The sequence below is a fragment of the Streptomyces sp. ISL-12 genome (assembly GCF_018614415.1).
GTDB lineage: Bacteria > Actinomycetota > Actinomycetes > Streptomycetales > Streptomycetaceae > Streptomyces.
This window is the reverse complement of the sequence record NZ_JAGGOO010000069.1, coordinates 61,536-73,675: the sequence shown is the minus strand read 5'-3', so window position 1 is coordinate 73,675 and position 12,140 is coordinate 61,536. Positions and strand designations below refer to the sequence as shown.

The following is a 12,140-nucleotide window of genomic DNA, read 5'->3' as shown; positions in this document are numbered from 1 at the left end:
GCGTACGCGGGGCCTCAGCGCAGCGCCGGTTGGTCCAGGGTGAGGGTGCCCGCGTCCGCGTCCAGCTCGGCCGTCACCCCGAACGGCACGGTCAGCGCCGCTACGCAGTGCCCGAACCCGAAGTCCTCGGCCACGGGCACGCCGAGGCCGCCGAGCCGGTCCAGGAACAGCGCTCGGAGCTGGTCGGCCGGCCCGCACCCCACCCAGGAGCCGAGCAGGACACCCTGTACCCCCTCCAGCCAGCCGGCCCGCAGGAGTTGGGTGAGGCAGCGGTCGAGGCGGTACGGCTCCTCCGCCACGTCCTCCAGGCACAGCAGTCCGCCGCGCGCGCCGGGCCGGGCGCCCGGGGTGCCGAGTTCGGCGGCGAGCAGGGACAGACAGCCGCCGAGGGTGACGCCTTGGGCCCGGCCGGGGACCAGCGGCGTACCGTCGGAGACGATCTGCCGGACCGTCTCCGGGGCGAACAGCGTGGCCCTCAGGTGCTCCTGGGCCCGCGCGTTCTTCAGGAAGTCGACGCCCGCCGCCATCGGACCGTGCAGCGTGACCAGGCCGAGCCGGACGGCGAACGCCTCGTGCAGCGCGGTGATGTCGCTGAAGCCGACGAAGACCTTCGGGCCCGCGGCGCGCATCGCGTCCCAGTCGAGCAGGTCGACGAGGCGCTGGGCACCGTAGCCGCCGCGGGCGCACAGCACCGCGTCGACGGCCGGGTCGCACCAGGCGGCCTGGAGGTCGGCGGCCCGGTCGGCGTCGTCGCCGGCCAGGTGGTCGAGGGTGCCGTGCCGGTCCAGGACGTGCGGGGCGACGACCGGGTCGAGGTCCCAGCCGCGCAGTACGTCGAGGCCGGCCTGGAGGCGTTCCTCGGGGACCGGTCCGCTGGGCGCGACGACGGCCACCCGGGCGCCGGGGCCCAGCCGCGCGGGCCGCGTCAGGCCGTTCACTCGGTCAGCTCCAGGGTGGGGACGCCGGGCGGGTTGAGCCCGAACACCTGCGCGTACAGGGACAGTTCCGCCTCCAGGGCGCGCACCAGGGTCTCCGCCCGCCGGAAGCCGTGCCCCTCGCCCTCGAAGGTGAGGTAGGCGTGCGGCACCCGGCGCCCCGCCATCCTGGCCAGGAACCGTTCGCACTGCACGGGCGGGCAGATCACGTCGTCCAGGCCCTGGAGCAGCAGGAACGGCGCGGTGATCCGGTCGGCGTGCTCGGCGGGCGAGCGCTCGGCGTACCGGGCGGGCACCTCGTCGTACGGGCCGACCAGGGACTCCAGGTACCGGGACTCGAAGTCGTGGGTCTCCCCGGCGCCCCAGCCGGTCAGGTCGAGGACGGGGTAGAGGATGGTGCCACAGGCGTAGACGTCGGTGGTGGCGAGGGAGGCGGCGCTGGTCCAGCCGCCCGCGCTGCCGCCGCGCACGGCGAGCCGGTCCCGGTCGGCGGTGCCCTCCTCGGCGAGGGCCAGGGCGACGGCCGCGCAGTCCTCGACGTCGACCACGCCCCACTGCCCGCGCAGCCGCTCGCGGTACTCCCGGCCGTGTCCGGTGGAGCCGCCGTAGTCGACCTCGGCGACGCCGATGCCCCGGGAGGTGAAGTAGGCGATCTCCAGGTCGAGGACGAGCGCGGAGCGGCTGGTGGGCCCGCCGTGCGCCCGCACGACGTACGGGGGCAGTTCGTCGGCGGGCGCGACGCAGTCGGGATGGTGGGGCGGGTAGACGTGCGCGTGCACCTCGCGGCCGTCGGGTCCGGTGAAGGTGCGGATCTGCGGCTCGGGGTAGTGGGCGGGGTCCACGACGTCGTCGTGCGCGGCGCCGATCACCCGGGCCCGGCCGGTACGGACGTCCAGTTCGACCACCTCGGGGCCGCTGCGCGGGCTGGCGCCGACGGCCGCGACCCGCTCGCCGTACGCGGCGATCCCGGCGGCGAACTCGGTCCAGGGGCCGGCCGCGTCGACGACCTCGCCGGTCTCGGGGTCCAGGACGCCGAGGGCGGTGGCGCCCCGGCCGTGCACGACGGCGATCAGGCCGCTGTCCAGCGGGGCGAACCAGCGCAGGCCCAGCTGCCACAGCGGCCCGCCGAACTCCTCCTCGCGGGGGCACAGCGGCCGGCCGTCGCGGTACAGGTTCCACCAGCCGGTGCGGTCGGAGGCGTACAGCAGGGCGCCGTCGCGGTCCCAGTCGGCCTGCGCGATCGACTCGTCGGGGCCGCCCGCGACGGTCCGGGCCGGTCCGAAGGTGCCGTCGGCGGCGACCTCGGCGACCAGCAGTTCGGTGCCGTCCCAGGGCATCCGGGGGTGGTCCCAGGCGAGCCAGGCAGCGCGCCGCCCGTCCGGGGAGAGGCGGGGGCCGGTGACGAACCGGTGCCGTCCGTCGCTCAGTTCGCGCACCGCGGCGCGGTCCTCGGCGGCCGAGCCGTCCAGCGGTACGGCGGCCAGGACGCGGCGCACGTCGCCGGGTCCCTCGCCGGTGAACTCCTCGAGGACGCACCACACCTCGCCCCGCTCCGGCAGGGGCTGCGGCTCCGCCCAGCGCAGGCCGCCGCCGACCGCCGAGACGGGGGTGAGCGGGCGGGGCTCGTCGCCCGGCCGCCACCGGTACAGCCGCTGGTCGGCGAAGTCCACGAAGACGACCAGCGGGCCGTCCCCGTCCGGCGCCGCCGCCCAGGGCCGGCCGCCGTACTCGATGACACGGCTGCGCACGTTCCACGGGGCGGGCAGCAGGTCCTCCTCGCCACCGTCCGCGCGCCGCCGCACCAGGCTCCGCCGCCCGCCCTCCGCGGGCCGGGGCTCGGTCCACCACACCTCCTCGCCGACGAAGCCCACGTCGTCGGGGCGCCCGCCGTGCGCGGCGGCGAGCGCCGCGTCGATGGGCGAGGGCCACGATCCGTACGCCAGGGTCCGCACTGTCTCCCCCATCTCGTTCAGGCCGTCCGCAGGAACCGGTCGAGTACCCGTACCCCGAAGTGCAGGGCGTCCACGGGGACCCGTTCGTCCACGCCGTGGAAGAGGGCCTGGTAGTCGTAGCCCTCGGGCAGCCGCAGCGGGGTGAAGCCGTAGCCGGTGATGCCCAGCCGCGAGAACTGCTTGGCGTCCGTGCCGCCCGACATGCAGTACGGCACCACGTGCCCCTCGGGCGCGAACTCCTGGACGGCGGCGCGCATCCGGGCGTACGTCGGTGAGTCGACCGGTGACTGGAGGGCGACCTCGCGGTGGGCGAACTCCCAGTCCACGTCCGGCCCGGTGAGCCGGTCCAGGGTGGCCCTGAACTCGTCCTCACCGCCCGGCAGACAACGTCCGTCGACGTAGGCGGTCGCCTCGCCCGGGATGACGTTGAGCTTGTAACCGGCGTCCAGCAGGGTGGGGTTGGCGCTGTTGCGGACGGTTGCCTCGACGAGCTCGGCGGCGGGCCCGAGCTTGTCCAGCAGGGCGTCCACCTCGGTCAGGTCGCTCTCGATGCCGTACAGCGCGGCGAGTTCGGTGAGCGCGGCGCGGACCGTGGGGGTGAGCCGCGGCGGCCACTCGTGCTCGCCGATGCGGGTGACGGCCGCCGCGAGCCGGGTGACCGCGTTCTCCCGGTTGACCTTGGAGCCGTGTCCGGCCCGGCCGCGGGCGGTCAGCCTCAGCCAGCCGGTGCCGCGCTCGCCGGCCGCGATCGGGTAGATCTGCCGGCCGGCGCCGTCGTGGAAGGTGAACGCCCCCGACTCGCTGACGCCCTCGGTGCAGCCCTCGAACAGCTCGGGGTGTTGGTCGGCGAGGAACCCGGAGCCGTCGACGGCGCTGGCCTCCTCGTCGGCGGTGAACGCGATCACCACGTCCCGCCGGGGCCGTACGCCCTGCCGGGCCCAGCCCCGCACGACCGCCAGGATCATCGCGTCCATGTTCTTCATGTCGACCGCGCCGCGCCCCCAGACGACGCCGTCGCGGACCTCCCCGGAGAACGGGTGCACGCTCCAGTCGGCGGCCTCGGCCGGGACCACGTCCAGGTGACCGTGGAGCAGCAGCGCGTCCGCCGACGGGTCGCCGCCCTCGACGCGGGCCACGACGTTGGTACGGCCCTCGGTGCGCTCCAGCAGGACGGGGGCGAGGCCCGCCTCGGCGAGCCGGGCGGCGGCGTACTCGGCGGCGGGGCGCTCCCGGCAGTCGCCGCCGCCCCGGTTGGTGGTGTCGATCCGGATCAGGTCGGAGGTGAAGCGGACGACCTCGTCGAGGCCCTGTTCGTCAGCCATAGGTCTCCTCCACGGCGGCCGAGGCGATGGTGGTGACCGCCTTGAAGGTCCTGATGCCCTCGTACATGGTGCCGGTGGTGTACGCCACCTTCCGCTCGCCGGTCTGCTCGACGCCCGGCACGACGGTCGAGGCCGCCGCCAGGTGCTCGGCGTCGAACTCGACGGCGACGGTGAACGGGCCCCCGGACACCGGCTCGTGGCGCACCGCGAGCGCCGCCGCCTCCTTGGCCGCCGCCCGGATGTCGGCGGCGGTCCGGGCGGGTGTCCGGCACACCGCCGCGTACCGCGAGACATGGTCCTTGACGGCGACCTTCAGCGCCTCGGGCGCGTAGCCGAGGGCATCCTCGCAGGCCACGTCGTCCCCGGTGACCAGCACCACCGGGACGCCGTACTCGGCGACGACATGCGCGTTGAGCAGGCCCTCGCTGGCCCGTACGTCGTTCAGCCAGACGCCGGTGATCTGGTTGGCGAGGTAGGTGTGGGCGAGGACGCCCTCCATGCCCGCGCCCGCGTGGTAGCCGACGAAGGCGATGCCGTCCACGTCGCCGTGCTGCACGCCCTCCACCATGGACAGCGCCTTGTGCCGGCCGGTGAGCATCTGCGCCCGCTCGTCCAGCTCCTCCAGGAGCAGGTTGCGCATGGTCCAGTGGGCCTCGTTGACGAGGACCTCGTCGGCGCCGCCGTCCAGGAACCCCCGCACGGCGGCGTCGACGTCCGAGGTGAACATCGACCGGCACCGCTCCCACTGCGGCGTGCCCGGCAGCACGTCGGCGGGCCAGGTCACCCCGGTGGCGCCCTCCATGTCGGCGCTGATCAGGATCTTCATGCTCCGTCACGTTACGCGCCACGGGACGAACCGACCAGCGAGACCGGACATCCGGTCACCCGGCGTGGACACGGTCCACGAGAATGTCGATCACCAGCGGGGTGCGCGGCCCGAAGCCGAGCAGCACGCCGTCCTCCAGTGTGACGACCCGGCGGTCCGCGCCCGCCGGGGTCTGGGCGATGCCCGGGACAGCGGCCAGGCCGTCCAGCCCACCCACCGACTCCAGGCCCTTGTCCATCATCAGGATGACGTCGGGCCGGGCCGCGACGAGGGCCTCGCTGGTGAGCGGCGTGAAGGGCTTGTCGAGGCCGGTCTCCACGCCCGCGTCGACCGCGCCCGCCGCCTCGATCAGGGAGTCGGCGCCCGACCCCTTGCCGCCCATCAGGTAGACGGCCGCGCTGCCGCGCATGTACAGGAAGGCCACCTTGGGGCGGCTGCCGTCGGGGACGGCGGCGCGGGCCGCCGCCAGTTCCCTGTCGGTACGGGCGTTGAGGGCTTCGCCGGCCGCGGGGACGCCGAGCGCCTCGGCGACCCGGGTGGTGCGGGTGGCGACGCCGTCCAGGTCGGTCACGGGGTCGAGGACGACGACCGGGACTCCGGCGTCGCGGATCTGGTCGATCGCCTCCTTCGGTCCGGTGTCGGTGTCGGCCAGCACCACGCTCGGCCGCAGCGACAGCACGCTCTCGGCGCTGACGTCGTGCGCCTTGGTGACCAGCGGGAGCTTCTTCGCCTCGGCGAAGGTGGCGGTGATGTCGCGGCCCACGACACGGTCGCCGAGCCCCAGCGTGAACACGGTCTCGGCGACGCCGCCGTTGAGCGGCAGGACGCGGGAGGCGTCGGTGACGGTGACCTTCCGGCCGTCGGACGACTCCACGGTGACCGGCAGTTCCGGGGTGGGGGCCGGGCCCTCCAGCGGCGTCAGGGTGTTCTCCGCCAGCCGACGCTCGGCCGCGGCGGCCCGCTCGCCCGCCGACGCGGGTGCCTTCGCCCCGGAGGACACCTGCGACGCACCTCCGCAGCCGGTCACCGCGAGCGCGAGGACGAGGACGACGGGGGCCAGTCCCCGGCGCCATGACGACGAACGGTCTCTTCCGGACATGCGCATCGCTCGCCCTTTCGGTTCTCCGGAGCCACACAGTTGAGACTTAGCTTAGGTTAGGTTTACCTTATTCATCATTGGTGGGGGTGATGCTGTGAACAGCCCAAGTGCTGTGCGTTGCAGTCGAGTTGTGGGAATCGCCGCGATGGCGCTGACGCTCTCGACGGCACCCGCGTCGGCCGCCGGTGCCTCGGCGACCGGTCCCGAGGGACAGAAGCTCACCGTGTCGAAGACGACCGGCCTGGACCCGGCGGGCGAGACGGTGACGGTGTCCGGCACCGGCTACAACACGGAGAAGGGCATCTACGTCGCCTTCTGCGTGGACAACGGCGCCGGCAAGACGCCCACGCCGTGTGTCGGCGGCGTCGACATGTCGGGCGAGTCCGGCGCCTCCGTCTGGGTCTCCTCCGACCCGCCGTCATACGGCGAGGGACTGGCCGAGCCCTACGGCGGCAGCGGGCACAACGGCACGTTCAGCGTCCAGGTCAAGGTGCGGGCGAAGGACGCCAACACCGACTGCGCCAAGTCCGGCGTCACCTGCGCGGTGATCACCCGCAACGACCACACCCGGGGCGGCGACCAGTCGCAGACGGTACGGGTGCCGGTGACCTTCGGGAGCGGCTCGGACGGCGGCGGTACGCCGGGGAACGGCACCTCGGCCACGCCGGGCAGCACCGCGAGCACGCCGGGCGCCACCACGACCGGCGGCACCGGCGGCACCGGCACGGGCGGCTCCGGCTCGGACTCCGGTTCCGAGACCCCCGACGGACCTCTGGCCAGTACCGGTTCGGCCGCCCTGACGATCGGGGGCACCGCCGCCGCACTGGTCGCGGCCGGCACCGGCACCTGGTTCCTGGCGCGCAGGCGCCGCACCCGGCACGCCGGCTGACGGCGCCGCACCCGATTCCCCGAGGGAGACCGGAAGATGACCAAGAGACCCGGCGTCGCCGCCGCGGCGGGAGGGGCCCTGCTGGCGCTGCTCGGCCCGAGCCCGGCGACGGCGCAGGACGCGGAGAACCTCCCCCGCGAGCCCCGCGGGATTTCCGGCGGGTACACGAGCTGGACGACGGACGGCACCCGACTGCCCGACGCGGCCGTGTCGTTCGACGTCGCCGAACCCGCCGTACGGGACGCCGCGGACCGCGCCTGGTTCCCGGCCACCGGAGGCGGCACGGACCCGGTGGCCGGTACGGCACGGGTCGAACTGGCGGGCACCGCCCGGCTCACCGGCGCCACCGCCGCGGCCCCCCTCGTCCTCGGCGGCCTGCGGCTGGACCTGCGGGACGGCACCGGCACCCTGCGGACCCGGACGGTCACCGGAGGCGAGGTCCGCGAACTCGCCCTGGCCGACCTCACCTCGGGCGGTCCCGCCCCCGCCGTCCGTACCTCGGGCGTGACCTGGAGCGGCCTGGACGCGGCCCTCACCGAGGAGGGCGCGCGACTGCTGTCCGGGTGGAGCGGACGGGAGTTCGCGGCGGGCGACGGCCTCGGCCGGCTGGCCGTGACGGTGGGCACCGGAAGCACCGCCGAGACTCCCGCGGCCCCGCGACCGGCCCCGAGCGACACCCCGGACGGCACCCCGGCCACCACCCCCACCACACCGCCACCGACGGCGGAACGTGACGCACCGGCCGCCGCCGTACGGCACACCACCCTGGCCCCGGGCGGCGAACAGACGGTCACCGGCACCGGCTTCACGCCCGGCGAGATCGTGCTCGTCGCGATCGACGCGGACACCCGCTACCAGACAGCGGCCGACGAGCGGGGTCGCCTGACCCGCGCCTTCCCGGTGTACGCCACGGCCACCGAGGGCGCCCACACCGTCGGACTCACCGCCGTCTCCGGCGGGCACCGGGCAGTGGCCCGGTTCGACGTACGCGCCTCCCACTGACCCCCACTCCATCCCCTGGAAACCCCGTGAAAGGCAAGTGGCCCTCATGAGAGCTGTCCCCTCCCCCTTCTTCACCACCCGCACCACCACCCGCGCCGCCCTCGCCGTCGCCGCCTCGGCGGCCCTGACCCTGGGCCTGGCCGGCTCCGCCTCCGCCGCCACCTCGACCCGGACCGTCGTCGACGGCTCCACCACCTACAACCTGTCGGTGACCGCCCCGGACTCGGCCGCCGCCGCGGGCCAGGTCATCACCGTCACCGGCTCCGGCTTCAACCCGTCCCAGGGCATCTACGTCGGCCTGTGCGTCGTCGAGGGCGCGCCGGGCGCGGCCAAGCCCACCCCCTGCCTGGGCGGCCAGGACGAGAGCGGCTCGACCGGCGCCTCGCACTGGGTGAACAACACCTTCGGCGGCCTGTTCGCCAACAGCTCCAAGTTCGGCACCGGCGGCACCTTCAGCGCGCGGATCTACGTCAAGGCCACCCTCGACGACGGCAGTGTCTGCGGCGAGGACGTCACCTGCGCCGTGGTGACCCGCGCCGACCACCTCGACTCCGGTGACCGCACGTACGACGTCCACGTCCCGATCACCTTCCAGTGACCGGCCGCTGACCCGTCTGTGACCACCTTTGAGGACCACCATGGCAGTTGACACAACGGTCCGGCGCAGACGCCCGGCGGCGCTTCTCGGCGCCGCCGGGCTGGTGCTCGTCTCCGTCGTCGCCGGCTCGGCCGCGCAGGCCGCCGACACCCCGCGCACGGGACTCGGCGAGGACGGCCAGAAACTCACGGTCTCCGCCTCCGCCGGCCTCGACCCGGCCGGCGAGACCGTCCGCGTGACCGGCTCCGGCTACGACGCGACCAAGGGGATCTACGTCGCCCTGTGCAAGGACAACGGCGACAACCGCGTCCCGTCGCCCTGCCTCGGCGGCGCCGACGTCACCGGCGGCGGCAGCGCCTCCAAGTGGATCGTCCCCGCGGACGACCCGTACGCGGGCGACCTGGCCCAGCCCTGGGGCGCCGGCGGCACCTTCGACGTCGACCTGGAACTGACCGCGCGGGACAGCGGCCTCGACTGTCTCCAGGTCGCCTGCTCCGTCGTCACCCGCGTCGACCACCGCGCGAGCGGCGACCGCTCCCAGGACGTCCGCGTCCCCGTCGCCTTCGAGGGCCAGGCCCCCGGGGACGGCGGCGGGGACGACGGCGGGGACGGCGTCGACGTACCGCCCGGCACCGTGAGGTACGCGAAGGCCGCCGAGTTCACCGCCGCCGGCAAGCCGCTGGACCTCCTCCTGCACCCGGACTCCGGCAAGCTCTACGTCGGCGCCGACAACATCGCCGACACGGCGGACGTCAACGAACAGGGCCTCTACGTCCTGGACCCCGCCGACGGCACGGTCCGCAGCCACATCAGCCAGGCCCCCGGCGCCACCGGCACCCTGGCCGGCCGCCGGGTCGCGCGGATCGCCGCCCCGCTGGCCGGTGACGGCGTCGTCTTCCACTACCCGCTGCGCGGCATCGGCACCGCCCAGGACGGCGACGCGAGTGCCCGGGGCGTGTGGCTGAGCGGTGCCACCGTCACCGGCGTCGGCCCGGGCACCGAGGCCACCACCACCCTCGTCCAGCAGGGCGGCACCGTCTCCGAGATCGTCACCGCCACCGGGGCCGTCGAGAAGACCCTCACCCTCGACGGCGGCACCGCCCTCGGCACGGACACCGCGCGCGGCCTGGCCTGGTCCGGGGTGGCCGGCGGGCGGCTCAGCCGCATCGACACCGGCTCCTTCGCCGTGACCGCCACGGCGCAACTCCCCGCGGACACCCTCTGGTTCGTGGCCCCCGACCCCGCCACCGGCAACGTCTGGGTGGGCAGCGGGAACACCGTCCGCGTCTACGACGAGGACGCCACACTGCTGACCACGGTCCAGGGACCGGACCGGGCGGCGGACGTCGCCTTCGACCCGGCCACCGGCCGGGCGTTCGTCGTCTGGCAGGACAACGGCGACACGGGCGACGGCGGCGACAACAACGGCTCGCTGGCGGTGTACGACACCGCCACCTTCGAGGAGGCCGCGCAGCCCACCGCCCTCCCCGGCAACCAGGGCCAGCTCGGCCAGGCCGCCGTCGCCGTGGCCCCCGGCGGCACCGCCGTGTACGTGACCAGCCCGGCCGGGGCGACCGTCACCAGGTTCGACCGCCGGATGTCCCCGAAGGTCACCCGGAGCCCCACCGACCGGAGCGTGGCCCCGGGCGACGAGGTCGCCTTCGTCGCCGCGGCCGAGGGCGCCCCGGAACCGGCCGTGCGCTGGCAGGTCAGCGCGGACGGCGGCCAGACCTGGTCCCCGGTCGAGAACGCCACGGCCACCACGTACACCTTCACGGCCAGGGCCGCCCACGACGGCTACCGGTACCGCGCGGAGTTCACCAACTCCGCCGGGACCACCCGCACGTCGCCGGTCACCCTCACGGTGGCCGAGGAGAGCGGGGACGGGGGCGGGGGCGGCGGCGAGGAGCCGCGGGACCCCTCCGGCACCAGGACCGTCACCGGCCCCGAGGGCCAGAAGCTCACCGTCACCCCGGTCAACGACCTGGCCACCGAGAACCAGACCCTGAAGGTCACCGGCTCCGGCTACGACGAGGAGAAGGGCGTCTACGTCGCCCTGTGCGTCGACAACGGCGAGGGCGAACTGCCCACCCCGTGCGTCGGCGGCGTCGACATGACCGGCGGTTCGCACTCCTCGGCGTGGATCTCGTCGAACCCGCCCGACTACGGACAGGACCTGGCGACCCCGTACGGCGAGGACGGCTCCTTCGAGGTGGAGCTGACCGTGGACGCCAAGGACGAGTTCACCGACTGCCTCACGTCGGCCTGTGTGCTCGCCACCCGCGCCGACCACACCCTCTCCGGCGACCGCTCCCAGGACGTGAAGGTCCCGGTCAGCTTCACCGGCCAGGACCCGGTGGACACCGACGACCCGGACGGCACTGCCACGCCGAGTGCCGGCGCCACCCCCGGCGCCGGCGGCACGGACACCCCGGCGACCTCGAACGGCACCGGCTCCACGGCCGGCGGCTCGGGCCCCTCGTCCCCGGGCGGCAGCCTGGCCTCCACCGGCGTCACCGTGCTCCGGGCCGCCGCGCTCGCGACCGCCCTGTCGGCCACGGGCTGGTTCCTGCACCACCGCAACCGCCCGACGGGCTGACACTGCCCCGCCTCTCCTACGGTCCTCCCCCGCTCCCGGCGGGGGAGGACCGTACGTCATCGCGCGCGTCCGGCGACCAGCCAGATCGACGGCAGCTCGATCCGGGTGCCGTCGGGCCGGTACTCCGTGGTGATCAGCGGCAGTTCGCCGCGCCGCAGAACCGTCAGCCCGGCGGCGCGCAGGTGCTCCGGCAGCGCGTCGTCGGCCAGGGTGCCGGGCGCGATGCCGTGCCGCAGGACCGGCGCCAGCTTGGGCGGCGGCCCGTCGGCGCCCTCGGCGAGACCGGACAGGACGGTCACCGCCGCCTCGGACGGTTCGACGAGGAAGGCCCGGCCGCGCGCGCCGAGGAGGGCGGCGAGGGAGTCGGCCACCTTCTGCCGGTCCCCGGGCTCGCTCTGGTGCAGGACGCCCCGCAGATAGACGTTGGCGTCGCCCAGTTCGGCGTGCAGCGTCCGCACCTCGCTCTTGTCGGCGGCGTCCAGTCGCCGGTACGCGGCCCGGCCCGCGGGGTCGGCGCGCCGGGCGCGGTCGAGCGCGGCGGTGGCCAGGTCGGCGCCGATGACGTGGGCGAAGCGGTCGGCGAGGTAGCGGGTCTGGGTGCCGTTGCCGCAGCCGAGGTCGACCATCGGCAGGCCGGGGTCGGTCAGGTGCGGTTCGAAGAGGGCGAGGTGACGGCCGGCGGTCAGGGCCGGTTCCGTGTCCCAGAACACCGCGTGCGGCGTATCGGGTGCCTCACGCCAGAACCCCTCCCAGGCGTCCCGGTACCGACTTGTCACGCTCATGCCCGACTCCCCCAGGTGCCACGGCCAGGCCCGTCCCGAGCGACGGGCCAGTACGGTCTACCGCGCACCGGTCCGGCTCACAAGCGGACCGCCTGTTCCTTCACCGGTCCTTCGTCGCCGTTCACCGCTGGGAGGG

General features: G+C 74.8%; 10 protein-coding genes. 4 read left to right on the top strand and 6 right to left on the bottom strand.

Going from position 1 to position 12,140, the window contains the following annotated elements:
- Positions 1-14: 14 nt before the first annotated feature.
- Genes J7I94_RS19495 through J7I94_RS19475 form a run of 5 tightly spaced genes read right to left on the bottom strand, consistent with a single transcriptional unit; the run spans position 15 to position 6,140 of the window.
- The gene (locus J7I94_RS19495) at positions 15-938 is read right to left on the bottom strand and encodes an LD-carboxypeptidase (RefSeq protein ID WP_215168413.1); all 924 of its coding nucleotides are present in this window, start codon (positions 936-938) and stop codon (positions 15-17) included.
- Positions 935-2,899, bottom strand: a complete 1,965-nt coding sequence (locus tag J7I94_RS19490; RefSeq protein ID WP_215168412.1) for a prolyl oligopeptidase family serine peptidase — start codon at positions 2,897-2,899, stop codon at positions 935-937. Before J7I94_RS19490 ends, J7I94_RS19495 begins: the two co-directional genes overlap by 4 nt.
- A 5-nt stretch (positions 2,900-2,904) precedes the next feature.
- Entirely contained in the window at positions 2,905-4,209 is a 1,305-nt protein-coding gene (locus J7I94_RS19485; RefSeq protein WP_215168411.1) for a M20/M25/M40 family metallo-hydrolase, read from the bottom strand.
- Positions 4,202-5,035, bottom strand: a complete 834-nt coding sequence (locus J7I94_RS19480; RefSeq protein WP_215168410.1) for a M55 family metallopeptidase — start codon at positions 5,033-5,035, stop codon at positions 4,202-4,204. Before J7I94_RS19480 ends, J7I94_RS19485 begins: the two co-directional genes overlap by 8 nt.
- 55 nt (positions 5,036-5,090) lie before the next feature.
- A complete protein-coding gene (locus J7I94_RS19475) occupies positions 5,091-6,140 on the bottom strand; it encodes a hemin ABC transporter substrate-binding protein (RefSeq protein WP_215168409.1) in 1,050 nt (349 codons plus the stop codon).
- Positions 6,141-6,264: 124 nt separating this feature from the next.
- Between J7I94_RS19475 and J7I94_RS19470 the strand changes: the two genes are divergently transcribed.
- From J7I94_RS19470 to J7I94_RS19455, 4 genes are read left to right on the top strand one after another with little or no spacing between them, the layout of a single operon-like run.
- Positions 6,265-7,023, top strand: coding sequence for a hypothetical protein (locus tag J7I94_RS19470; RefSeq protein WP_308114624.1), 759 nt, complete (start codon positions 6,265-6,267; stop codon positions 7,021-7,023).
- Positions 7,024-7,059: 36 nt separating this feature from the next.
- Positions 7,060-8,025 (top strand): HtaA domain-containing protein, encoded by a 966-nt coding sequence (locus J7I94_RS19465; protein WP_215168408.1) that lies wholly within the window; start codon positions 7,060-7,062, stop codon positions 8,023-8,025.
- 46 nt (positions 8,026-8,071) lie between these two features.
- Positions 8,072-8,623, top strand: a complete 552-nt coding sequence (locus J7I94_RS19460; protein ID WP_215168407.1) for a hypothetical protein — start codon at positions 8,072-8,074, stop codon at positions 8,621-8,623.
- A gap of 40 nt (positions 8,624-8,663) precedes the next feature.
- A complete protein-coding gene (locus J7I94_RS19455) occupies positions 8,664-11,222 on the top strand; it encodes a YncE family protein (protein ID WP_215168406.1) in 2,559 nt (852 codons plus the stop codon).
- A gap of 56 nt (positions 11,223-11,278) precedes the next feature.
- On the opposite strand, the gene J7I94_RS19450 is transcribed toward J7I94_RS19455, so the two are convergent.
- Positions 11,279-12,004 (bottom strand): class I SAM-dependent methyltransferase, encoded by a 726-nt coding sequence (locus tag J7I94_RS19450; RefSeq protein ID WP_215168405.1) that lies wholly within the window; start codon positions 12,002-12,004, stop codon positions 11,279-11,281.
- Positions 12,005-12,140: the final 136 nt, after the last annotated feature.

Coding starts and splice junctions, on each gene's coding strand:
- J7I94_RS19460 (WP_215168407.1), top strand. CDS start 8,072: ATGAGAGCTGTCCCCTCCCCCTTCTTCACCACCCGCACCACCACCCGC.
- J7I94_RS19475 (WP_215168409.1), bottom strand. CDS start 6,140: ATGCGCATGTCCGGAAGAGACCGTTCGTCGTCATGGCGCCGGGGACTG.
- J7I94_RS19490 (WP_215168412.1), bottom strand. CDS start 2,899: ATGGGGGAGACAGTGCGGACCCTGGCGTACGGATCGTGGCCCTCGCCC.
- J7I94_RS19450 (WP_215168405.1), bottom strand. CDS start 12,004: ATGAGCGTGACAAGTCGGTACCGGGACGCCTGGGAGGGGTTCTGGCGT.
- J7I94_RS19465 (WP_215168408.1), top strand. CDS start 7,060: ATGACCAAGAGACCCGGCGTCGCCGCCGCGGCGGGAGGGGCCCTGCTG.
- J7I94_RS19480 (WP_215168410.1), bottom strand. CDS start 5,035: ATGAAGATCCTGATCAGCGCCGACATGGAGGGCGCCACCGGGGTGACC.
- J7I94_RS19455 (WP_215168406.1), top strand. CDS start 8,664: ATGGCAGTTGACACAACGGTCCGGCGCAGACGCCCGGCGGCGCTTCTC.
- J7I94_RS19485 (WP_215168411.1), bottom strand. CDS start 4,209: ATGGCTGACGAACAGGGCCTCGACGAGGTCGTCCGCTTCACCTCCGAC.